The organism is Burkholderia sp. MS455, assembly GCF_016899445.1.
GTDB lineage: Bacteria > Pseudomonadota > Gammaproteobacteria > Burkholderiales > Burkholderiaceae > Burkholderia > Burkholderia pyrrocinia_C.
On the sequence record NZ_CP041779.1, the window covers coordinates 2,761,752 to 2,782,739 of the forward strand.

At 65.9% G+C, this 20,988-nt stretch carries 20 protein-coding genes and 1 tRNA gene; 13 read left to right on the forward strand and 8 right to left on the reverse strand.

Annotated elements, in window-relative coordinates:
* The first annotated feature begins 170 nt into the window (after window positions 1-170).
* The 3 genes from FPJ27_RS31830 (at window position 171) to FPJ27_RS31840 (ending at window position 2,621) form a co-directional block, all read left to right on the forward strand.
* The gene (locus tag FPJ27_RS31830) at window positions 171-1,112 is read left to right on the forward strand and encodes a CysB family HTH-type transcriptional regulator (protein ID WP_034178788.1); all 942 of its coding nucleotides are present in this window, start codon (window positions 171-173) and stop codon (window positions 1,110-1,112) included.
* 171 nt (window positions 1,113-1,283) lie between these two features.
* Window positions 1,284-2,441, forward strand: coding sequence for an ABC transporter substrate-binding protein (locus FPJ27_RS31835; protein WP_204424186.1), 1,158 nt, complete (start codon window positions 1,284-1,286; stop codon window positions 2,439-2,441).
* 95 nt (window positions 2,442-2,536) lie between these two features.
* Window positions 2,537-2,621: transfer RNA gene (locus tag FPJ27_RS31840), tRNA-Leu, on the forward strand.
* Window positions 2,622-2,786: 165 nt separating this feature from the next.
* Here the strand turns inward: FPJ27_RS31840 and FPJ27_RS31845 are convergent.
* A complete protein-coding gene (locus FPJ27_RS31845) occupies window positions 2,787-3,578 on the reverse strand; it encodes a DUF5677 domain-containing protein (protein ID WP_204424189.1) in 792 nt (263 codons plus the stop codon).
* 17 nt (window positions 3,579-3,595) lie between these two features.
* Here FPJ27_RS31845 and FPJ27_RS31850 point away from each other — a divergent pair, with 17 nt between their 5' ends.
* From FPJ27_RS31850 to FPJ27_RS31865, 4 genes are all read left to right on the forward strand, one after another.
* Window positions 3,596-3,955 (forward strand): hypothetical protein, encoded by a 360-nt coding sequence (locus tag FPJ27_RS31850; protein WP_204424191.1) that lies wholly within the window; start codon window positions 3,596-3,598, stop codon window positions 3,953-3,955.
* A 360-nt stretch (window positions 3,956-4,315) separates the two neighbouring features.
* Entirely contained in the window at window positions 4,316-8,944 is a 4,629-nt protein-coding gene (locus FPJ27_RS31855; RefSeq protein WP_204424194.1) for an RHS repeat-associated core domain-containing protein, read from the forward strand.
* Window positions 8,941-9,336, forward strand: coding sequence for a hypothetical protein (locus FPJ27_RS31860; RefSeq protein WP_204424196.1), 396 nt, complete (start codon window positions 8,941-8,943; stop codon window positions 9,334-9,336). The genes FPJ27_RS31855 and FPJ27_RS31860 overlap by 4 nt, the downstream gene beginning before the upstream one ends.
* Before the next feature lie 483 nt (window positions 9,337-9,819).
* On the forward strand, window positions 9,820-9,987 hold the full coding sequence (locus tag FPJ27_RS31865) for a hypothetical protein (RefSeq protein ID WP_177318441.1): 168 nt from the start codon (window positions 9,820-9,822) through the stop codon (window positions 9,985-9,987).
* Window positions 9,988-10,015: 28 nt separating this feature from the next.
* On the opposite strand, the gene FPJ27_RS31870 is transcribed toward FPJ27_RS31865, so the two are convergent.
* A complete protein-coding gene (locus FPJ27_RS31870; RefSeq protein WP_072444847.1) occupies window positions 10,016-10,918 on the reverse strand; it encodes a LysR family transcriptional regulator in 903 nt (300 codons plus the stop codon).
* A gap of 119 nt (window positions 10,919-11,037) precedes the next feature.
* Between FPJ27_RS31870 and FPJ27_RS31875 the strand changes: the two genes are divergently transcribed.
* Both FPJ27_RS31875 and FPJ27_RS31880 read left to right on the forward strand, forming a co-directional pair.
* Window positions 11,038-11,775 (forward strand): SDR family oxidoreductase, encoded by a 738-nt coding sequence (locus FPJ27_RS31875; RefSeq protein ID WP_072444849.1) that lies wholly within the window; start codon window positions 11,038-11,040, stop codon window positions 11,773-11,775.
* A gap of 44 nt (window positions 11,776-11,819) precedes the next feature.
* Complete coding sequence (locus tag FPJ27_RS31880) at window positions 11,820-12,719, forward strand: SDR family oxidoreductase (RefSeq protein WP_204424198.1); 900 nt, start codon at window positions 11,820-11,822, stop codon at window positions 12,717-12,719.
* 30 nt (window positions 12,720-12,749) lie between these two features.
* Here FPJ27_RS31880 and FPJ27_RS31885 read toward each other — a convergent pair whose 3' ends face one another.
* Window positions 12,750-13,640, reverse strand: coding sequence for an alpha/beta hydrolase (locus FPJ27_RS31885; RefSeq protein ID WP_204424201.1), 891 nt, complete (start codon window positions 13,638-13,640; stop codon window positions 12,750-12,752).
* Window positions 13,641-13,746: 106 nt separating this feature from the next.
* Between FPJ27_RS31885 and FPJ27_RS31890 the strand changes: the two genes are divergently transcribed.
* A complete protein-coding gene (locus FPJ27_RS31890) occupies window positions 13,747-14,643 on the forward strand; it encodes a LysR substrate-binding domain-containing protein (RefSeq protein WP_204424203.1) in 897 nt (298 codons plus the stop codon).
* Between the two features lie 40 nt (window positions 14,644-14,683).
* Here FPJ27_RS31890 and FPJ27_RS31895 read toward each other — a convergent pair whose 3' ends face one another.
* The 4 genes from FPJ27_RS31895 to FPJ27_RS31910 all read right to left on the reverse strand — a co-directional run bounded on the left by FPJ27_RS31895 (window position 14,684) and on the right by FPJ27_RS31910 (window position 17,700).
* Window positions 14,684-15,619: a LysR family transcriptional regulator gene (locus FPJ27_RS31895; protein WP_204424205.1), complete on the reverse strand. Its 936-nt coding sequence runs from the start codon at window positions 15,617-15,619 to the stop codon at window positions 14,684-14,686.
* A 187-nt stretch (window positions 15,620-15,806) separates the two neighbouring features.
* On the reverse strand, window positions 15,807-16,580 hold the full coding sequence (locus FPJ27_RS31900; protein WP_006478064.1) for an SDR family oxidoreductase: 774 nt from the start codon (window positions 16,578-16,580) through the stop codon (window positions 15,807-15,809).
* 179 nt (window positions 16,581-16,759) lie between these two features.
* On the reverse strand, window positions 16,760-17,260 hold the full coding sequence (locus FPJ27_RS31905) for a DinB family protein (protein ID WP_072444858.1): 501 nt from the start codon (window positions 17,258-17,260) through the stop codon (window positions 16,760-16,762).
* 65 nt (window positions 17,261-17,325) lie between these two features.
* Window positions 17,326-17,700 (reverse strand): copper resistance protein CopC, encoded by a 375-nt coding sequence (locus FPJ27_RS31910; RefSeq protein WP_204424208.1) that lies wholly within the window; start codon window positions 17,698-17,700, stop codon window positions 17,326-17,328.
* Window positions 17,701-17,804: 104 nt separating this feature from the next.
* Between FPJ27_RS31910 and FPJ27_RS31915 the strand changes: the two genes are divergently transcribed.
* Both FPJ27_RS31915 and FPJ27_RS31920 read left to right on the forward strand, forming a co-directional pair.
* Window positions 17,805-18,521 carry a 16S rRNA pseudouridine(516) synthase gene (locus FPJ27_RS31915; protein ID WP_072444861.1) on the forward strand — a complete coding sequence of 239 codons (717 nt, stop codon included), beginning with the start codon at window positions 17,805-17,807 and terminating at the stop codon, window positions 18,519-18,521.
* 106 nt (window positions 18,522-18,627) lie between these two features.
* Window positions 18,628-18,816, forward strand: a complete 189-nt coding sequence (locus FPJ27_RS31920; protein ID WP_072444863.1) for a hypothetical protein — start codon at window positions 18,628-18,630, stop codon at window positions 18,814-18,816.
* Here FPJ27_RS31920 and FPJ27_RS31925 read toward each other — a convergent pair.
* The gene (locus FPJ27_RS31925; RefSeq protein WP_204424210.1) at window positions 18,799-19,836 is read right to left on the reverse strand and encodes an NAD-dependent epimerase/dehydratase family protein; all 1,038 of its coding nucleotides are present in this window, start codon (window positions 19,834-19,836) and stop codon (window positions 18,799-18,801) included. The genes FPJ27_RS31920 and FPJ27_RS31925 overlap by 18 nt on opposite strands.
* A 107-nt stretch (window positions 19,837-19,943) precedes the next feature.
* Between FPJ27_RS31925 and FPJ27_RS31930 the strand changes: the two genes are divergently transcribed.
* Window positions 19,944-20,975, forward strand: coding sequence for a CDP-6-deoxy-delta-3,4-glucoseen reductase (locus FPJ27_RS31930; RefSeq protein WP_072444867.1), 1,032 nt, complete (start codon window positions 19,944-19,946; stop codon window positions 20,973-20,975).
* Window positions 20,976-20,988 lie beyond the last annotated feature (13 nt).

The following is a 20,988-nucleotide window of genomic DNA, read 5'->3' on the forward strand; positions in this document are numbered from 1 at the left end:
CGTCGCGCCCGAATCTCCGTTCCGCCGCCCTCGCCGGCCTTCCGCTGCCCGGCTGGATTGCTAATGACGAAAACAGATATCCATATTTGAAAAACTCCGGTGAATCGTAATAAACTCGCCTTATATTTCAAACGACTAAAAAATTCTGTTGATATGCGGAAGGGTTATAAATGAACCTGCACCAATTTCGCTTCGTGCGCGAGGCCGTCCGGCAGAATTTCAACCTCACCGAGGCCGCCAAGGCGCTCTACACGTCGCAGCCGGGGGTGTCGAAGGCGATCATCGAGCTCGAGGACGAGCTGGGCGTGGAGATCTTCACGCGGCACGGCAAGCGCGTGCGCTCGCTCACCGAGCCGGGCAGGATCATCCTCGCATCGGTCGAGCGGATCCTGCAGGAGGTTGAAAGCCTTAAAAGGGTCGGGAAGGATTACGCCGCGCAGGACCAGGGCAACCTGACCATCGCAGCCACCCACACGCAGGCCCGCTACTCGCTGCCGGCCGCGATCGCCGAATTCAAGAAGCGCTTCCCGAAGGTGCACCTGTCGATCCTGCAGGGCAGCCCGACGCAGGTGGCCGAGATGGTGATCCACGACCAGGCCGATCTCGCGATCGCGACCGAGGCAATCTCCGACTACAAGGAACTCGTGTCGCTGCCCTGCTTCCAGTGGCACCACGCGGCCGTCGTGCCGGCTGATCACCCGCTGCTCGAACGCAAGCCGCCGTCGCTCGACGATCTCGCGCAATATCCGCTGATCACGTACGACGACGCGTTCGCGGGCCGCAAGAAGATCAACCAGGCGTTCGCGCTGCGCGGGCTGTCGCCGGACATCGTTCTCGAGGCGATCGACGCCGACGTGATCAAGACCTACGTCGAACTCGGCCTCGGCGTCGGCATCATGGCCGACATCGCGTTCAATCCCGAGCGCGACCGCAACCTGCGCCTGATCCCGGTCGGCCACCTGTTCGGCAGCAACGTGACGCGCGTCGCGCTCAAGCAGGGCGCCTACCTGCGCAGCTATGTGTATACGCTCGTCGAACTGCTGTCGCCGACGCTGAACCGCAAGCTGATCGAGCAGGCGCTCAAGGGCGAATCCGAATCGTACGAACTGTAAGCGCCCCCCGGACCTGTCGCTTCGCGCCAGGCCCCCCAAGGCGGTCATCCCCCTAGGGGACTTCCTTCGGGGCGGAAAACTTGGGGCGGCCCGGCGTTTTCCTGAAATCGGCGTGTATAAATACAGGGGCGCATATCGCGCCCCTTTTTGCTGCCCGACGGAGATTCCCGCATGACGCTTCCCGCCCTGCTGCGCCGCGCCGCCGGCGCCGCCCTCGTGCTGGCCTGCGCGGCCGCGCAGGCCGACCTGAAGGTCGGCGTCGACCTGTCGTCGACCGGCCCCGCCGCCGCGATCGGCATCACGAGCAAGAACGCGATCCTGATGTGGCCGAAGACGATCGCCGGGCAGCCGGTGCAGGTAACGGTGCTCGACGACGCATCCGACCCTGGCACCGCGGTGCGCAACATCCGCAAGCTGGTCGACGAGGATCACGTCGACGTCGTGATCGGGCCGAACATCACGCCGGCCGCGCTCGCGGCGCTCGACGCGGTGGCCGCCGCGCAGACGCCGATGATCACGCTGGTCGGCTCCGGCGCGATCGTCGAGCCGCAGGAAGGCGCGCGGACCTGGGCGTTCAAGATGGCGCAGAGCGACCGCGCGATGGCCGACGTGATGACGCGCGCCATGTCGAACCGCGGCGTGAAGACGGTCGGCTTCATCGGCTTCGCGGACAGCTACGGCGACAGCTGGCTGAACGAGTTCACGCGCTTCGCCGACCTGCGCAAGATCCGCGTCGTCGCGACCGAGCGCTTCAACCGCACCGATGCGAGCGTCACGGGCCAGGCGCTGAAGCTGATCGCGGCGAAACCCGACGCGATCCTGATCGCGGGCTCAGGCACGCCGGCCGTGCTGCCGCAGCGCACGCTGATCGAGCGCGGCTACAAGGGCGCGATCTATCAGACCCACGGGATCGCGACGCCGGAATTCATCAAGCTCGGCGGCAAGGACGTCGACGGAACGCTGTTCCCGACCCAGCCGGTCGTCGTCGCACGCACGCTGCCGGCCGACCATCCGGCGCGCAAGGCCGCGCTCGCGTTCGTCGACGCGTACGAGGCGAAGTACGGCGCAGGCACGGTCACGCAGTTCGCGGGCGACGCGGCTGGCGTCTACCCGCGCCTCGCCGACGCGGTCGGCCGCGCACTGAAGACCGCGCAGCCCGGCACGCCGGCGTTCCGCGCGGCGCTGCGCCGCGAACTCGAACGCGCGCACGAGCTCGTCGTGCCGAACGGGGTCGTCAACACCAGCGACAAGGATCATGTCGGACTCGACCAGCGCGCGAGCGTGATGGGGATCGTGAAGCAGGGCCGGTTCGTCTACCTGAGCCAGTAACTCGCGCGTCGGCAACCGGGTAGCTTGCCCGGCATCCGGATTTCCGCCATAATCCGCGTTTCTCCGCACACAATCGCGTGCGCGGCCAGGAACAAGCCCAGGTGGTGAAATTGGTAGACGCAGGGGACTCAAAATCCCCCGCCGCAAGGCGTGCCGGTTCGATTCCGGCCCTGGGCACCAGTTAAAAAGCGCAAGAGAATCAAGAGCTTGCGCGATGCCTTCCCTAAGAAGGTAGCAGACGGCTGAAGCATTAGACACCTGATGTGCCACAAAATGTGCCAAAAGGTGTGCCAAACAAGAGCCCCGTGTCAGCGATGACCGGGGCTTTTTCTTTGGCCCTTCGCGTCAGATTGCCTCGCAATACACGCGCAGTTCGAGAATGAGGTTCTGGAGGTCTTCCTCAAACTGCCCCGCCCCCAGCTTGGCCACTGCTAGCTCCATGAGCTTCACCATCGAAGCCAGTCCCGCGCGGAAAGTCTCACCTAAGCCCTCATCCGTGGGGTTGAAGATGAACTGGTGCATGTCTCCACCATCTTTGGCCTGTACGTGCCGATTCAGGGCCTCCAGCGTTGCATGAGCGGCGTCCCCGGACGTGAACCGATAGGCGGCTTCGTGGATGGTACCGACGCCGACCTCATACGCCAGTGCCGACCACTTAATGGACCGTGGCCTTTCGCCATACTCGGCCGTAACTTCAGCTACCGTTTGCTCGAAGCGGGATAGGTCCGCGCCGGTTCGGCCCGCGATGTTCATCTGGATAACCGCGTTCGCGACGCCCTTACAATGAGCTGCGTGGTCCTCCCGAAGTCGCTCAAGCATGTCGGGCTTCTCGAACAGGCCAAGGGCTAAGAACAACGTTTCCGCCAGTGACCTCAGCAGGATACGAGCCTCCGTGACTGCGCCGCGTTCGGACATGAGGATGACGCCTTGGAAGTTCTGAACTGCGCGGGCATAGCACATGATCGCGTGGGCCATAGCCTCATCCAAATCTGCGAGTGGCAGCGTCCATATGATGCGCATCGCCAGCGCGTTGGCCTGTTCCATGTAGTGAAAGCCGGCCGCATGCGCGGTCCTGACGTTCGCCCTGAACTGCGTCAGCTCATCCCCCAGGAATCCCACCTCTGTGAAGTCCGGCATCTCGCCTCCCCTATGCGGTGGATGATTGTAACGAGACCCTGCGCAACCTCTATCGGCGCGAGTTCGAAAAGATCACGGAACAGCAGGCATCTCCGGACGATCCGCTGAAGGCTGCCCAGGTCGAAAACTTGCGCGCACGAACGAAGCTGACCGATCACGAAATTGCGCAATCGGAAAGCGAGTTGATGCCCGTCGCGGGGCATATCGAGCAGATGAGCGCCCTACGGGCCTACTTCGCTCAGTTCCTTGAAACGCTCCCGGAGACGTTGCGACAGGCGGCGTCGCTTGATCCCGCGCAGATGGCCGAACTCGATCGCACGGTATCGCGTGTACGTGCGGAACTGTACAAGGATGCTCTGCAGATTGTGAGGCCGTAAGCCTAGCAACCAGGTTCATTCAAGATACAGGGCTCCGGCCATGTGATTTTCAAATACCCCTCAATTACCGGAATGCTCTCTCCGTGGGGGCGTTTCCGGCAATGCTTCAGTTTCTGTTACGGCGCCAATCGCGAATCCTTCGCCTTGTCAAAACCGTCGTCTAGGCTTATGAGCCGGTAGATAGCGAACATCAATAATTGACAAATTCGGATTCGTCCCATGGACGCCGTCATGCGTTCTCCGCTACCAATAGCGGTTCCGATGTTTCTGCTTGCTCGCTCGGATTTCAAGGGACGTGGCACGCCCTAAATCACATTTCAGACCGCTCGGTGCGTGACACCGACTAGCGCCGGGGAATTCATGACGGATAACGCGCAATCACTGCAATCGTTCATCGATACCGCAATCGTGCCGATTAATCAGATCGGCGTCGCTGATCTACACGCGGGTGCGGGCCGCTTCGATGCGTGGCTGCAAGAAATCTCGGGGGGATGGGTCACGCTCGCCCGTCTCCAGCAAGCCGCCGGATCGCTGCCGGTACTCGGCAACATCATGGCCGCCGTCGATTTGTGCGGTGACATCGTGACGATGTACGAGGCCCGAAACGAGCGCCGTTCGGACATCGAAAAGACCCTTGATTGGGCCACCCTTGGCATTGACCTGCTCGGCTCCGTGCCGGCCCCCGGAACAGGCCCGGCGCGCATGGCGTTGCGTCCCACGCTCGCGGTCGTTCGGCAAGCGGTAAAGCGGGAAATGAAGGAAATCCCCACCGCTGTCGTTGCCGTCATCGAAAATAATTTCAGCGCGACGTTAATGGGCGAACTGAGTCAGTACGTCGACAAGGCCATCGCTCTTCTGCCGAGCCTGCTGAATGAGTGCGCCGCAAAGATTGAGCAGATCCTGAACGAATTGGCGCACGCTCTGCTCGCCCTGGCCACGGGACAATTGACCGATCCGCGACAAGACCTGAGGCGTGCCCAAGCCGCTGCCGGGCAGTTGATGCGCGACCCGTTGCAGCACTACGACAAGCTGTTTACCGCTGTCTGGTACGCCTATATGGCGGGCGCTAAAGCCGAAGCCAACGCGGTCGGTGAACTTGCGTCGCACGTGGTCGGCAAAGAGAAGATGGTCGCCGCCGCCCATTGGCTACAGAAATCGGCTCGGGAAGCGAAGGCGGCAGTCTCCGCGCTGTCGGGCAGGGACGTAGGCACGATTATGTCGATGCTCGTCATGCTCAAAAAAGCGGTCTCGACCTACGAGAAACACAAGCATCCTGTCGCGGCAACCGTCGACCCGAACAAGCCCAATCAGGCGCGCAAGAAAGCCACCGGCGAGGCTCTTGAACCGCGTCAAGACGAGGCGCGTGCCCGCAAACCCGGCGCGTCGGACTGCGTGGCCTGCCAAATCGGCCAGCCGGCCAATCGCGGCCCGAAATCAATCGGTTATGCGCTGGGCGACGAGTCGTTCACGCATGCCGATTTCGTGCTGCCGGGCATCGTGCCGATCGAATGGGCGCGCACCTATCGCTCGAATTTCGGCGCACACGACGAAGGCGGCCCGCTCGGCCCGCGCTGGACGACGCCCTATCACGTCAGCTTCGAGCCGTCCGGCGACGGATGGACCTATCACGACGCGACCGGCCGCAGCGTCGAGTATCCGTCGTTTGACGAATTTCGGCACCACCACGACCGGACGGAGTCCTGCGTTCTCTCGCGGCTGGCCGACGGCGGAATCCGCGTCGTGCGCGCCGAGACGATCACGGAAACCTATACGCAGCATGGCGAGCGCTTCCGCCTGACGCGAATCGAGGACCGGTCGGGCAATACGGCGTCCCTGATATGGGACAACGGTCGACTGGTGCGTGTGGTCGGCAGTACAGGCGATGTCGCCCGCCTGACGCACGACCCGGCAGGCCGTATCGTCCGGATCGAACGGGTGGCCGATGAGGGGCCCGCGCGCACGCTCGCGCACTACCGTTACGACGAAGCCGGCGATCTGGTGGAAGCGACCGACGAGGACGGCGCATCGTGGAACTACGCCTATTCGCATCATCTCGTCACGCGCTACACCGACCGGACCGGGCGCGGGATGAATCTGGAATGGGACGGCACGCACCTGGACGCGAAAGTGGTTCATGAATGGGCCGACGACGGCACGTTCGACATGCGCCTGACGTGGCACGACCGGTTGCGGCTGACCTTCGTCACGAATGCGCTCGGTCAAACGACGCAGCAGTATTACGACATCGACGGCTACGTGTACCGGATCGTATATCCGGACAACACGGAGGAATGGTTCTTCCGGGACGACGCCAAGCACGTCACGCAACACGTGTTTCCGGACGGCACGCAGGAATCGTTCACGTGGGACGACGACGGGCATTTGACGTCGCACACGCAGCAGGACGGGCGCACCACGTATTACGTCTACGATCGACGCGGTGACATGACCGGCCTGCAGGACCCGGAGGGCCATCGCTGGCAACGGTACTACGACAGCAAGGGCCGCGTGACGGAGGCGACCGACCCGCTCGGGCGCGTCACGGCGTACGAATACAACCGCGCGGGCTTGCCGATCGCGATCACCGACCCGAAAGGGGGAACCAAGCGGATCGCGTGGCGCGACGACGGCCAGATCGAGCGCTACACCGACTGCTCGGGCAAGACGGCCACGTGGCAATACGACGAGCGCGGCCGACTCGTTCAGCAGCAAAGCGCGGCCGGTGAAATCACCCGATACGGCTACGAAGCCGGACAGCTTGCGTGGGTGATCGGTCCCGATGGCCATCGGGAAACGTTCGAGCGCGACGCCGAAGGCCGGTTGCTGACGCACACGGACGCACTGAACCGGCAGACGCGCTACAGCTATACGCGCGCGGGCCTGCTGGCCAAGCGGACGAACGCACGCGGGGATGTACTGGAATACGCGTGGAATCCGCTCGGTCAGATTATGACGTTGCGTAACGAGAACGGCAGCGCGTACACGTTCGGCTACGCCCCCTTCGGGCGGCTCATCAGCGAAACCGACTTCGACCGACGTGGCACGCGTTACTACCGGAGCGCGCACACGGGGCGCGTCACGCACCGGCTGGCGGGTGGGGTCATGCAGGCATTCGAATATGACGCGGCGGGTCGGCTGACCAAGCGCACGGGCTGGGCCGCTCGCTACGACGAGCACGGTGCGGCCTATAGCGTGCCGCAGGCGGGACAGGATGCGCAGTGGGAAGCGTTCGACTATGACGGGCTGGGACGGCTGGTTGTGGCCCTGAATGATCACACGCGGGTACGGCGCCTCCACGATGAGGTCGGCAACTTCATCGCTGAGAGTGTGATCACGACGGTCCAGACCACGGATGACCCGCAGACGCCCGGCGAGGTGCACGAATTCCGCTGGCAACATATGTACGACGAGATCGGCACGCGCCTCACCACGTTGCGCCCGGATGGTCGCCGTATCGACTGGCTGACCTATGGCACGGGTCACGTACACGGGATGACAGTGGATGGCGAAACGCTGGCGAACTTCGAGCGCGACGACGCGCATCGGGAGACGCTGCGCGAGCTGGGCAATGGTCTGACGCAGGCAACGCAGTACGACGCGGCCGGCCGGCTTGCCCGACAGACGTTGCAAGGCACAGGCGGCAAGGTCGCGGAACGCCGCTATCAGTACGACAAGGCGGGACAACTGACCCAGATCGCCGACCTGCGACGCGGCGAAATCCAGTACGCGTATGACCCGCTCGGCCGGCTGCTGCGCGCGCAGTCGTCGTTGGGCGTGGAGACGTTCGCGTTCGATCCGGCGAGTAACCTCGTGGAGACGACCGAACGGGATCAGCACGGGATCGGCGCGGAAGGCGGCAAGCGATCGACACCGTTACTCGACAATCTGCTGAAGGACTACGCGGGTACGCGTTTTGAATACGACGATCGAGGCAACCTGATTCGTCGTCACGTCAACGGCGCGGAGATGGGATTTGAGTGGGATGTGTTCGGGCGGATGACGCAGGCGGTCGACCGGCGGATGCGGGCGACGTATCGGTACGATGCGCTGGGACGGCGTATCGAGAAACTGACGGAACCCCACGTGCCGTATCTGCCGAGCGCCGGCAGTGGCTGGCGCGACGCCGAGCGACGCCGGCTGAAACAGGCGCACGGCTACGGGCGAACGCTGTATGGTTGGGACGGTGATTTACTGGCCTACGAAACGTCGCTGGAACGGCAGGAAACGGTGCATTACCTGTACGAGCCGGACAGCTTTGCGCCGCTGGTCCTGCTGCAATGCCCGTCTGCACTGCATAGTGGCGGCAAGCCCACGTCGGTGAAGCGGCGGGCGTATTATCATTGCGACCAGATCGGCACCCCGCAGGAGCTAACCGACTGGAGCGGCGAGTTGGCGTGGTCGGCGCATTATCGGGCGTGGGGCGAAGCACAGGAGATTCTGAGCGAGACGGCAAAGCGGGTGGGCATCCGTAATCCGCTGCGCTTTGCGGGGCAGTACTTCGACGCCGAGACGGGCCTGCACTATAACCGGCATCGGTACTATGATCCGCAGAGCGGCCGGTTCGTATCGAAGGATCCAATCGGGCTGGCGGGTGGCATTAACGTCTATCAATATGCGCTCAACCCGGTCGAGTGGGTCGATCCATTTGGTTTGACCGCTACCAATCCTGGTCGAAAGCAAAGCTCCCTCAAACCGAATCAAAACGCGAAATGTCCGTGCAGGAACAAATGGGAAATAAATCGGTACGACAGGATCTGTTCCGGCAACGTGGCTGGCGTCGGATACGCGAAATACTTGCGTGATCCTAGTACCGGCTTGTGGTGGTCCGAAGACCAGACCGGGCACGGAAGCAGTGCTTGGAAGGTGTATGATAAAAATGGTTCATGGGTGGCGGATGCTGACGTTTACGGTGACTACATGAACAAACACAAGAGTGAAACGGGCAAGAAAATTGATTTCGACTCTCTAAAATGCAAGGACTCGAAATGATTAAATCTGCCGAAGAGTTTGTTGCGCTGAGAGGTAGTCAGATCAAAGATGAGTATGATCGCGCCGCATCAGATGAAGCGCCCGTTTCCGTGTGGAGAGATGTTATTTCAAGATTTCCAGAATACAGAAAATGGGTTGCTCACAATAAAACGGTTCCCTTGGAAATCCTTCAGGAGCTTTGTCAGTACGAGTCCGAGATCCGACGCCAGGTTGCGGTTAAGAGGAAATTGTCTGGAGAAATATTTGAACTCCTTGCTAAGGATTTGGATTCCGTCGTAAGGCAGGGCGTTGCATCAAATAAAAAGACCCCGCTTTCAATACTTGATGCACTGATGCGAGATGAAGATGAGGATGTAGCAAGGGTAGCGAGGTACAATTTCGAGCATAGGTGACGCATGGAAGTGTGGCCGCGACGAGTACCCGCCGCGGCGTAACGGGTGCGAACCTGCACCATGCGCTCGGCGCAACTCTCGAGCAATTGCGGCGCGCTGTACGACCATTGGTCGAGAGCGGTTTCACCCGCGTTTGCGGCACGGTAGAGCCTCAACATGAGAAGAAATATCAGCTCGTGCCTGAAAACGATCTAGACCGGCGCTGCAGACGACGAGGTAGCTTCAACAATCCGGGGGCAACTCTGGGGGCAACTCTGTAGCGCAGGCCAAGCAATTCCCTTACCCAACGGGCCTCTCATATACCTATTTCAGTCCGGCCCTGGCACCAGTTTTTCGCAGCGCTCATCCGCTGCATCCGTCGAAACCCGCGCAAGCTCGCTGCTTCGCGGGTTTTTTGTTTTTGCGCGCGCCACGCCCTTCGCAACGCCCGCCCTTCCCCACCGGTCCAAGCATCATGACGGACGAGCCGTACGGAGGCAGGCCATGTCCATGCGCACGATGTCGTCCACGCTCTGTCGCAGCGCGCTGGCCGCGCTGCTGTCGCTCGTCGTCGGCGGATGCGACGTGCTGAGCATGCCGCCCGTCCCCGAATGGCCGGGGCCGCATGCGCCCTACCCGTTCCCCGACAACGTTCCACACCGTACCGAGTAAGCCGGCGGCGGCCTGGCGCGCGCGTCGCTCAGGCCGTCAACTCGCGGACGAAGTCGAGAAACACCCGCACCTTCGCGGCCACGAGGCTCGACGCATGGTGATACGCGTAGAGCGGAAACGTCTCGTCCGACCACTCGGGCAACAGCTGGACCACCCGACCGTCAGCGACGATGTCGCGCGCGTACAGCGCCAGCAGTTGCGCGATGCCGACACCGCCGATACACGCGCCGAGCAGCCCGCCCGTGTCGTTGACCGTCAGCCTGCCGGCCGCCTCGACCGGCACGACCTCCTTGCCGCGATGGAACTCCCATTCATACGGCCGGCCGGTCACCGGATCGCGGATCAACACACAGTGGTGCCCTTGCGCGAGATCGCTCGGATGCCGCGGTTCACCGTAGCGCGCGACATAGGCCGGCGACGCACATGTGAGCACGCGCGTCTCGAGCAGCAGCCGCGCGCGGTACGACGACGGCTCGGGCACGCCGAAACGCACCGCCACGTCGAATCCGTCGGCGACGAGGTCGCCCATCCGGTCCCGCACGCTGATCTCCACCGACAGCTCGGGAAAGCGGTCGAGGAATTCCGCCATTCTCGGCGCGAGCACCGCGTGGCCGAACGTGCCGTCCACGTTGACGCGCAGCCGCCCACGCACGCGCGCCTTCGACTGGCCGGCGTCGACCGCCGCCTCCTCGATCCCCGCCAGCAGCGGCGCGACCGCCTCGTAAAAGCGCCGCCCTTCGTCGGTCAGCGTGATCGCCCGCGCGGTGCGATTGAAGATTCGAATGCCGACCCGCTCTTCGAGCCGGGCGACGGCGCGGCTCACGGCCGGCTGCGTCAACCCCATCGCCTCGCCGGCGCGCGCGAACGTGCCCGCCTCGATTACCGCCGAGAGCACCCCAATGCCGCTGAGCAGCCTGCTGTCGAAAGCCATTGACTTACTTTTAGTCATTCATCCACTGATCATTATTCATTATTTTTATTTATCGAGGAAGCCTACAGTAGTCCTGTCGCCGGATCGCACGGCACTTATCCCCTACCAAGGAGCAGGACATGAGCACATCTGAACAGGTCGCACTCGTCACGGGTTCGTCGCGCGGCATCGGCGCGGAAATCGCCCGCCATCTCGCCCGGGACGGCTTCCGGGTCGTCGTCAACTATGCGGGCAGCGCCGGGCCGGCGCGCGAAGTCGTCGACGCGATCGTCGGCGACGGCGGCCAGGCCGTCGCGGTGCAGGCGAACGTCGCCGATCCGGCGGGCGTGGCCGCGCTGTTCGATGCGGCGCGCGACACGTTCGGCGGACTCGACGTGGTCGTCAATTCGGCGGGCGTGATGAAGCTCGCCGCGATCGCCGAGTTCGACGATGCGGTGCTCGACGAGACGCTCGCGATCAACGTGAAGGGCACCTTCAACGTCTGCCGCGAAGCGGCGAAGCGCGTGCGCGACGGCGGACGCATCATCAACCTGTCGACCAGCGTGATCGGCATGCGCATGCCGACTTACGGCCTGTACGTCGCGAGCAAGGCCGCGGTCGAAAGCCTCACGCAGGTGCTCGCTCAGGAAATGCGCGGGCGCGGGATCCGCGTGAACGCGGTAGCGCCGGGGCCGGTCGCGACCGAGCTGTTCCTCGACGGCAAGAGCCCCGAGCTCATCGACCGGCTCGCGAAGCTGAATCCGCTCGAGCGGCTCGGCCAGCCCGACGACATCGCGCGCGTCGTCGCCTTCCTCGCCGGCTCCGACGGCGCATGGGTCAACGGCCAGATCCTGCGCGCCAACGGCGGCATGTGCTGACGCACCGGGCACGCCCGCCCCATCCTGCTGCCAGGAGATCCATCATGAACGAAGTCATCCTCGTCACCGGCGCGTCCAGCGGCTTCGGCCTGCTGACGGCCCAGGCGCTGGCGCGCGCCGGCCATACGGTCTACGCGTCGATGCGCGAAACCGCCGGCCGCAACACGCCGCGCGTCGCGGCGGTCGCCGCCTATGCGCGTGAGCACGGCGTCGATCTGCGCACCGTCGAACTCGATGTCGGCGACGACGCGTCCGTCAATGCCGCAATCGGCCGCGTGATCGCCGACAACGGCCGCCTCGACATCGTCGTCCACAACGCCGGCCACATGGTGTTCGGCCCGGCCGAGGCGTTCGCGCCCGAACAGTTGGCGCAGCTCTACGACATCAACGTCGTGTCGACCCAGCGCGTGAACCGGGCGGCGCTGCCGCACCTGCGCCGCCAGGGGCGCGGCCTGCTGGTGTGGGTGTCGTCCTCGTCGGCGCGCGGCGGCACCCCGCCGTTCCTCGCGCCCTACTTCGCCGCGAAGGCCGCAATGGATTCGCTCGCGGTGTCGTATGCGGCCGAGCTCGCCCGCTGGGGCATCGAAACGTCGATCGTCGTGCCGGGCGCATTCACCCGGGGCACGAATCACTTCGTCCACGCTGGCAAGCCGGCCGATGCCGTCGTGCTGGCGGCCTACGACAGCGGGCCGTACGCGGGCGTCGCCGAGCAGGCGCTGCAGGGCCTCGCCGCGCTCGAACCCACGGACGCCGATGCCGGCGCCGTCGCGACGGCGATCGCCGACCTCGTCGCCGCGCCGGCCGGCAAGCGCCCGTATCGCGTGTTCGTCGATCCGTCGCAGGACGGCGCGGAGGAAGTGTTCCGCGTCGGCGATCGCATCCGCCGCGAGATGTTCCGGAACATCGGCCTCGCCGACCTGCTCGCGCCCCGCGTCGGCGGTTGATCCCCTGCGCGCCGGGCCGGCCGGCGCGCGTCAGTCGCGCTCGCAGAACCCGAGGATCGCGTCGGCGACCGCCGCCGGCGCCTCGCGCTGCGGAAAATGCCCCACGCCGTCCAGCACCTGCCGCGCGTAGCGCCCGGCGAAGAACCGTTCGCGCCCAGCCGAGCTGTCCGGATGATTGCAGGTGTCCGCGCCGCCGTGCAGCACGAGCGTCGGCACCGACAGCACCGGCGCCGGATTCAGCCGCGCATTGTCGTCGGCATAGGCCGGCGCGCCCGGCGCGAAACCCCAGCGATGCCGGTACGAATGCAGCACGACGTCGATCCAGTCGGGCCCGTCGAACGCGGCGGCGGCCGCATCGAAATCGCTGTCGCGATACCAGCCGGGCGGCGACCACGTGTCCCACATCACGCGGGCAAACGCGCGGCGATCGTCGCGCAGCGCCTGCTCGCCGCGCGGCGTCGCCATGAACCAGTGATACCAGTAGTTGCGCGCCTGCTGCAGCGACAGCAGTTGACCGGGATCGTTGGTGCCGTACCCGACCGACAGCATCACCAGATGCGATGCGACGCCGTCGCGCAACCCGCACGCGTTCGCGACCGCACGGGCCCCCCAGTCGTGCCCGACCAGCACGGGCCGCTCGACGCCGAGCACATCGACGAATTCGAGCAGGTCGCGCCCGAGCGCCGCGAGCTCTCCGCTGCGCGGCACGGATGCGTCGCGAAAGCGCGTCGGCGCAAAGCCGCGCAGCGCGGGCGCGAGTACGCGGTAGCCGCGCGCGGCAAGCGCCGCCGCCACGGGCTCCCAGCCGACCGGGCTGTCCGGCCAGCCGTGCAGCAGCACGGCCACGCGTTCGCCGCGCGGGTTCCATTCGAGATAGGCGATATCGAGCGACGCGGTCGTCGCATACGCATAGGCAGTCATCGTGTTCTCCGTCGGGTCAACTTGAGCAAACGATGGTAGGTCGGCCTTTCATCACGATTCACGGAGTATCATGATTCATTCATCGAATATCGCGTTGAATTGACCTATGGAACCGCTGACCGACCCCGCGTCGACCTCGCTCGACATCGCGCTGCTGCGCACCTTCCTCGAAGTCGTCGACAGCCGCGGGTTCGCGCCGGCAGCAGAACGCCTCGCGCTGACGCCGTCCGCCGTCAGCGGCCATATCAAGCGGCTCGAACAAGCGGCCGGCACCGTGCTGCTCGCGCGCACGACGCGCCGTATCGCGCTCACGCCGGCCGGCGACACGCTGTACGCGTATGCGCGCAACATCGTCGACATGGAGCGCGAGGTGCGCGCAAGGCTGCGCGGCGCGCCGGCGCACGGGCGGCTGCGCGTCGGCGCGTCGGAGGATTTCGCGGGTGCGTGGCTGCCTCACGTGCTGCGCACGTTCCGCGACCGCCATCCGCGTACGGCGATCGAGCTGAAGGTCGGGATCACCGCGTCGCTGCTGCGCGAGCAGGCGCTCGGCCGGCTCGATGTCGTGTTCGGCAAGCAGTGCCGGCAGGTCGACGCGTCGGGCGAACTGCTGTGGGAAGAACCGCTCGTATGGGCATTCGCGTCGGACCGCACGCTCGAGGCCGGCGGCGAAGTGCCGCTCGCGCTGTTTCCGGAACCGTGCGTCTATCGGGAAGCCGCCGTATCGGCGCTCGCCGCCGCGCTGCGGCCGTTTCGCGTGCTGTTCGAGAGCAGCAGCATGGCCGGCTGCGTGTCGGCCGCGCTCGCGGGCTTCGCGGTCACCGCACTGGCGCGCAGCCAGCTACGCGACGGGCTGCGCGCATGCGGGCCGCAGGACGGCCTGCCCGCGCTGCCGGCCGCGCGTTTTTATGCGTTCGCGTCGAAGCCGGACGGCACCGGCGCGGCGCTGATCGAAGCGGTGCGGGAAGTCGGGCGCAACCGGCGGTTCGCAGCGCTGGCCGACTGAGACACGCGCGACGGCGCACGACGCAAACCGGCCGCCCCGGTCAATCGCCTTCCGCGCCCTTCCCGGCCGCCGCCCCCGTCAACGCATCCGCCATCAGCTCCCCGAACCAATCCACGAACGCATTGAGCCGGCGCGACCGGTGCCGCCGGTGCGGATACACGGCCGACACCCCCATCGGCTCGGCGCGATGGCCAGGCATCACGTCGACGAGCGCGCCGCTGTCCAGCAGATGCTCGACGTCGAACCGCGGAATCTGGATCAGCCCCATCCCGGCGATGCAGCCGGCGATATAGGTTTCGGCGTTGTTGACGATCACGCGGCTCGGCAGCGTCAGCGTGTGCCGCTCGCCGTCCACGCAGTATTCCCACCCGAGCTCGCGCCCCGTCGTCGGCGACGCATAGCCGATCGCCCAGTGCCCGTGCGCGAGCGCATCCGGATGCTCGGGCACGCCGCATTCGCGCAGGTAGTCGGGGCTCGCGCAGTTGATCAGCGTGAACTGTCCGAGCGGCCGCACGACGAGGCTGCTGTCCGCGAGCCGCCCGACGCGGATCGCGCAGTCGACGCCCTCCTGAACCAGGTCGATCGAGCGGTCCGTCGAGCCGAGCGACAATTGCAGCTTCGGGTAGCGGCGAAACAGCGACGGCAGCGCGGGCGCGATCACGCGGCGCGCGATCCGGCTAGGCACGTCGACGTTCAGCCGCCCGACCACGTCGCGGTCGCGGCGGCGGAACAGTCGATCGAGCTCGTCGGCCTCGGCGAGCAGGCGCCGGCCGCGTTCGAGCAGCAGCGCGCCGTCGGCGGTCAACTGCACCTGGCGCGTCGTGCGGTGCAAGAGGCGCGTGCCGAGCCCCGCCTCGAGCTGCTGGACGGCCGCCGACACGGTCGCGCGCGGCACGTCGAGCGCATGCGCGGCCTTGATGAAGCTGCCCATCTCGGCAACCTGCAGGAAGATTCTGACCTGATCCAGCTTGTCCATCGGCGGGGAACGTGGGTTCGGACGACCGTCGCCGCCAGCCGTCGCGCATCGCGGCAGGGTCCGGCGGCACAGAGAAAACGGGCGCGCGGCCTCGCGGCTGCGCGCCCGTCCATTGTCCACGCAAACGAGCCATTGCGGTGCGCCGTGCGCCCGCGGCGGCGGCCGGTGCGGCCCATTAAGCGGTCGGTTACTTGGTCGTATAGCCGCCGTTGATCAGGATCGTCTGGCCCGTGATCCACCAGCCGTCGGTCACGAGATGGCGGATGAACGGCACGACGTCCTCGATGTCGGTCAGGCCCGTCTTGCTGAACGGCGACAGCGCGGCCGCCGTCTTGTGATATGCGACCGCATCGGCGCCCTCGGCCGGATAGAAGAACGGCGTGTCCATCGGGCCGGGCCCGACGGCCGTCACCGAAATCCCGCGTGCGCCGTACTCCTTCGACGCCGCGCGCGTGAAGTGCTCGACCGGTGCCTTCGACCCTTCGTACGCCGCATAGAACGGCGTGAACGCGCCGAGCAGCGACGTCACGAGCGTGACGAGCTTGCCGTGATCCTCGAGGTGCCGCCCCGCTTCCTTGATGAAGAAGAACGCCGACTTGCTGTTGACCGCGAACATCTCGTCGTACTCGGCTTCGCTGATCTCGGTGAACGGCTTCTTCAGCACCTTGCCGACCGTGTTGATCGCGATGTCGATCTTGCCGAAGCGCTGCTTCGCATCGTCGAACAGCTTCTCGACCGCGGCGGCCGTCGTCAGGTCGGCCTGGAACGTCGCGGCCTCGGCACCGGCCGCGCGCACCGCGGCGGCCGTCTCCTCGGCCTGCGCCTGCGACGCCGCGCTGTTGTAGTGAATCGCCACCGCCTTCGCGCCGTGGCCCGCCAGGTCCCGCGCGATCAGGCCGCCGAGATTCTTTGCGCCGCCTGCGATCAGGACGACCTTGTCTGCGAGCGTGTGAGTTGCCACGGTTGACTCCTTTTCTCGTTGAACGAAGCTTGGAGTGTAGGCACGCGCGCCGCGCCGGTCAGCCGGTCGCGGCTGGATGGATTATCCAGAAAACCGATCCAATCGGAACGTCACAGTGTGCGCTGCCGCACCGACGGCGGCACCGGAATCCGCTCGCGGTGGCGCGAGCGCCGGCCGGTTCAGCGTGCGTACAGCGCCGCGTCGATCTTGCCGAGCAGCCATTGCATGCCGGCAAGATGCTGCTGATCGTGGCTGCACAGGTAATGGACGAGCCCGCGCACGGTCAGCGAGCCGTAGCCGTCGAACTCGCCGATACGCTCGAACTGTTCGGGCGTGAGGCGCGACACGAGGTCCAGCGTCTCGCGTCTCGCTTCGCGGATCGCCGCGAGCACGTCGGACGCATAGGCATCGTTGTAGCGGCGCTCGACCGCGAGCGCATCACCGTCGATCGACACGAGCAGCGGCCGATCTTCGTCGAGCATCCGCCGCAGCCGCACGTGATAACCGTCGATCTCGATGTCGCGCACATGGCAGAGCTGCCCGAGCGGCGAGAAGTGCTCGCTCGGGATCCCGGCCCAGTCGTCGGGCGTCCAGCGCGCGTAGCCGTCGGGCACGGCCGCGAAATGGGCTTCGAGCAGACGGGGGAAATCGGCGAGTGCATCGAGCGTCGTCGGATTCATGCGGGAAACTCCCTGTCGGATAAGAGCGGCGGCAGCCCTGGCACGGGCCTGCCGCCGCCATTGCGTCACTTCACGCCGAAGCCGTACGCCCCTTGCGTGCGGTGCCCGTCGGTCGCGACGGCCACCCATTTCACCGTATAGGCGCCCGTGCCGACCGCCGTGAGCGGCACCGTCATCCGCTTGCGGTTCGACGCATCGATGCGCGCGTTGCCGTCCGACACCGTCTTGCCGTCGCCGTCGACGACGACGATCGAGCTGAACGCCGGCTCCAGCGGCTCGGTGAAGTCGATCGTGACGGCGGCCGGTGCCGCGGCCAGCACCACGCCCGCCGCCGGATCGCTCTTCGCGAGATGCGCATGCGCGAACGCGGCCGACGAAGCGGTCGCGGCAAGGATGACTGCGGCAGCCTTGCGGCCGAACGGGAACGAATCGAAATGCATGGATTTTCCGTGAAGAATGAACGAGCGTCGCGCGGCGTTCCGGGAGCTTACCAGCGCATGCGTGTTCATGCCGACCGCGCGCCGCTTGATAGAATGCGCGCGCTATGGATCTCGAAAGCATTCTCTACACCCAGGGCTTCGGCTCGCGCCGCCAGTGCCGCGGCCTGATCGAAGCGGGCCGCGTCGCCGTCTCGGGCGCCCGCGCGACCGACCCCGACGCGTCGTTCGACACCGACGGCCTCGTATTCTCGGTCGACGATACGGCCTGGCCGTTCCACGCGCACGCGTATCTCGCGCTCAACAAGCCGGCCGGCTACGAGTGTTCGCGCGATCCGCAACATCATGCAAGCGTGTTCAGCCTGCTGCCCGCGCCGCTCGTCGCGCGCGGCGTGCAATGCGTCGGCCGTCTCGACCAGGACACGACAGGCCTGCTGCTGCTGTCCGACGACGGCCAGTTCGTGCACGCGTACACGTCGCCGAAGCGCAAGGTGCCGAAGACCTACGTGGCGACCGTGCGCCATCCGCTCGACGACGCGCAACTGCACGCGCTGCGCACCGGCGTGCAGCTCCACGGCGAGCCGAAGCCGATCGCGGCGGTCGCCGCCGATGCGCGCGACACGCACGCGCTCGCGCTGACCGTTCTGGAAGGCAAGTATCACCAGGTGAAACGCATGGTCGCGGCGGCAAGCAATCGCGTCGAGTTGCTGCACCGCGAAAGCATCGGCGGCTTCGCGCTGCCGGACGACCTCGAACCCGGCGGGTGGCGGTGGCTCGATGACGCCGACCTTTCAGCGTTGCGCAATCCCGACAAAACCCTGTAAGGGAAAATCCGCACGACCGTTCGGTGTCCGGCCGCGTCTCGGCCTCACGATCCCCCGCTATACTCAAATCACAAGCTGCACGAGCAGCGATGCAGGGGGAGACATCATGAACATCAACCATTCTTTCGAACTGCCGTACGTGATGATCGCGTTCGCGGTCGTCGGCGTCATCGTGATCGGCGGGCTGCTGGCCGCGATGCACCGGAAGCACAAATATCATCCGAACCTGATCGGCGCGCTGATCGGCGCGCTGCTGTGCTTCCTGCTGATCGAGGCGTTACCGGCGCTGACCTGACGCGCTGCCCGGCGCGAGCGTTTGAAGGAAATCGTCTACGGTCGGATAACGCAACGTCACGCACAATTCGGCCTTGAGCCGTGCGTTGGACAGGCGCCGCGACTCGCGCATGAACGACAGCAGCGCCGGTTCGAGCTGGCGTTCGGCGTCCGCGCGGCTGACGCGCGGCGGCCGCGGCAGGCCGAGCGCCTGCGCGACCCGGTCGAAATACTCCCCCATCCGCAGTTCGCTGTCGTCCGACGCGTGCACGGCGCGCGCCGGCCTGCCGCGCTCGGCTGCGCGGCGCAGGATCGCCGCGAGATCGTCGGCGTGGATGTGGTTCGTATAGACGTCGTCGGCCGGCTCGAGCGCCGGCGTGCCGCGCTCGAGCCGCGCGACCGGCAGACGGTTCGCCGCGTAGATGCCGGGAATGCGCACGATGCGCGCGGACAGCACGCCGCGCACCGTCGCCGCGCGCAGTTGCCGCTCGGCCGACACGCGCCGGAACGCGCGCGGATTCGCGGGACGCAGCGGGTGCGTTTCGTCGATGCGCGCGCCGCCGCAATCGCCGTATACGCCCGTCGTGCTCGCGTAGACGAGCCTCGGCGCGCGAAGACCGTCGGGTACAATACGCGCTGCCCGAACGGGCGCGCCGGCCTGCCGGGCAGCGGCGCGCAGCGTTCGGAGCCGGCCGACCGCAGGGGCCGGCGGTGCCGACGGTCGCCGCATGGGCACGGTCGTTGCGGCGATCAGCGCACGCGTGCGCCGGTCGTCGCGGCCGTCGGACTGCGGCGGCGCGAGATGCAGGATCGTGCGGGCAAGGCCCGCGAGGCGGCCGAGCGTCGCCGGGCGATCGAGGTCGCCGACGATCGGCGTCGCGCCTGCGGCACGCAGCTCGTCGCGGCGGGCCGGGTGGCTCGTCAGCGCGAAGATCCGCAGATTGCGGCGCGTGTCGCGCCATTGCGCGACGCAGCGCATGCCGACGTCGCCGCAGCCGACGATCAGTGCGCGCGGCCGGCGCAGGATTCGTGTCGCGATCATGTTGGTTGCGAAATCAGTAGCCACCGTTGCGCGACGCGCAACGGGTTTGCATTGTAGCTGCCGTGCTCGACATGCACGGTCCCCACATTTTGTTCTAGTTTGGTTCTATGGCATTCAACGTCACTCTCAAGCAAAGCGGCCGGCAATTCCAGGTCGAGTCGGACGAAACCGTGCTGGCGGCCGCGCTGCGCCAGAACGTCCATCTGCCGTACGGCTGCAAGAACGGCGCGTGCGGCTCCTGCAAGGGCCAGATCGTGTCGGGCCAGATCGAACAGGGCCCGCATGCCGCGTCGGCCCTGTCCAATGACGAGCGCACGCGCGGCCTCGCGCTGCTGTGCTGCTCGAAGGCGCAGTGCGATCTCGAGATCGACGTGCGCGAAATCGCCGGCGTCGACGGCGTGCAGGTCAAGAAGCTGCCGTGCCGGATCGCCGCGCTCGAGCGCAAAGCCGACGACGTGATGGTCGTGAAGCTGCAGTTGCCCGCCAACGAGCGCCTGCAGTACCTCGCGGGCCAGTACGTCGAGTTCATCCTGAAGGACGGCTCGCGCCGCAGCTACTCGATGGCAAACGCGCCGCACGAGGAAGGCCCGATCGAGCTGCACATCCGCCACATGCCGGGCGGCAAGTTCACCGACCACGTGTTCGGCGCGATGAAGGAGCGCGACATCCTGCGCTTCGAAGGCCCGCTCGGCACGTTCTTCCTGCGCGAGGATTCCGACAAGCCGATCGTACTGCTTGCATCGGGCACGGGCTTCGCGCCGATCAAGGCGATCATCGAACACGTGAAGCACCGGGGTATCACGCGCCCGATGACGCTCTACTGGGGCGCACGCCGCAAGAAGGACATCTACCTCGGCGAGCTCGCCGAGCAGTGGGCCGGCGAAATCCCGAACTTCAAGTACGTGCCGGTGCTCTCCGAGCCCGACGACGGCGACCAATGGACGGGCCGCACGGGCTTCGTCCATCGCGCGGTGATCGAGGACCTGCCCGATCTGTCGGGTCACCAGGTGTACGCGTGCGGCGCGCCGGTGATGGTGGAATCCGCGCAGCGCGACTTCACGCAGCACCACGCGCTGCCGGCCGACGAGTTCTACGCGGATTCGTTCACGAGCGCTGCCGATCTCGCGCATCCGGTCTGAGTACGGCACACCC